Raw genomic sequence first — 1,805 nt, forward strand, 5'->3', positions numbered from 1 at the left:
AGGAGGCCGGGCGGGCCGAGCGCGCGGAGCAGGACCGGCTCGCCGCAGAGCGGGCCGAGGCCGAGCGCGTCGCGGCGGAGGCGGCCGGCGCGCAGGCGGACGGCCCCGACGTGTCCGGGGAGGACGACGCGGTGGCGCGTGCCGGCGCGGTGCCCGCGTCGGCGCCGCTGACGGTCGCGACCCCGGTCGTCGCGGCGGCCGGCTCCGGCGACGCCGCCGCGCGCGACACCGCCGCGCCCGTCGGCGCGCCCGTCGGCGCGCTGGCGGACCTCGGCCGGGTGCACCTGGTCGGCGTCGGCGGTGCCGGCATGTCGGCGGTCGCCGGCCTGCTGGCCGCGCGCGGCCTGACCGTGTCGGGCTCCGACGCGAAGGAGGGCCCGGCGCTGGACGGCCTGCGCGCCGCGGGCGTCACCGTGCACGTCGGACACGACGCCGCCCACGTCGAGGACGTCGACTCGGTCGTCCTGTCGAGCGCGATCCGCGAGTCCAACCCGGAGCTGGCGCGGGCGCGCGAGCGCGGCCTGCCGGTGCTGCACCGCTCCGAGGCGCTGGCCGCGCTCATGGCCGGTCGCATCGGCATCGCGGTCGCCGGCGCGCACGGCAAGACGACGACGTCGGCGATGGTGGCCACGGCGCTGACCGCGGCGGGGCGCGCGGACGAGGTGCTCGACCCGTCGTACGCGATCGGCGGGACCGTGCTGACCCCTGAGGGCGCGACCCCGGGCTACCGGACCGGCGCCGGCGAGGCGTTCGTGGCCGAGGCCGACGAGTCCGACGGCTCGTTCCTGGCGTACGCCCCCGCGGTCGCGATCGTCACCAACGTCGAGCCCGACCACCTGGATCACTACGGCACCACGGAGGCGTTCGAGGCCGCGTTCGCGGCGTTCGCCGACCGGGTGCTGGACGGCGGCGCGCTGGTCGCGTGCCTCGACGACCCGGGCGCGGCGCGCCTGGTGGCCGAGGTCGGCGAGCGGCTGACCCGCCGCGGCGTCCGCGTGCTCACCTACGGCACGGACGCCTCGATCGGCGAGCTCGGGCCGGACCTCGTCGTCGGTCCGGTCGTCGCCGCGGGCGGCACCTGGCGCACGACGCTGACCTCCCGGACCGCCGAGGTGCCCGGCGCCGAGCTCGCGCTCGCCGTCCCCGGCGAGCACAACGCCGCCGACGCCGCCGCCGCCTACCTCGCGGCCTGGGCCGTCGGCGCCGACCCCGTCGCCGTCGCCGCCGGGCTGGGGGAGTTCCGCGGCACGGGCCGCCGGTTCGAGGACCGGGGCACCGCCGCGGGCGTGCGGGTCGTCGACGACTACGCCCACCACCCGACCGAGGTCGCGGCGCTGCTGCGGACCGCGCGGGGCGTCGCCGGCGACGGCGCGGTGCACGTGCTGTTCCAGCCGCACCTGTACTCCCGCACCCGGACGTTCGCGACGGAGTTCGGCGCGGCGCTCGACCTCGCGGACACCGTCGTCGTGACCGACGTCTACGCGGCGCGCGAGGACCCGGACCCCGAGGTCTCGGGCGACACGATCGTGCAGCGGGTGCCCACGCCCGGGCGTGCGCGGTTCGTCGCGGACCGGCACGAGGCGGCACGGGCCGTGGCCGCCGCGGCTGCGCCCGGCGACCTGGTGCTGACCGTGGGCGCCGGCGACGTGACCGAGCTCGGCGCGGTCGTGCTGGCGGCGTTGGCGGGCGCGGGCGCCGGCGAGGCCGGGGGCGCCCCGGCCGCCGCCGACGCCGAGGCCGGACCGGTCGGCGACGGCACCCCTGGCACCGCCACGGAGGCGGGGCAGGCGTGACGCCCCCGCAGC

Annotated in this window: 1 protein-coding gene; it reads left to right on the top strand. The window is 79.9% G+C overall.

The annotated features are described in order from the left end of the window. The first annotated feature begins 278 nt into the window (after positions 1 to 278). Positions 279 to 1,793 (top strand): UDP-N-acetylmuramate--L-alanine ligase, encoded by a 1,515-nt coding sequence (gene murC / locus KVT14_RS19935; RefSeq protein WP_308161184.1) that lies wholly within the window; start codon positions 279 to 281, stop codon positions 1,791 to 1,793. The last annotated feature ends 12 nt before the right edge of the window (positions 1,794 to 1,805 follow it).

Origin of the sequence: Cellulomonas sp. GbtcB1 (assembly GCF_019091725.1) — a bacterium.
Taxonomy (GTDB): Bacteria; Actinomycetota; Actinomycetes; order Actinomycetales; family Cellulomonadaceae; genus Cellulomonas.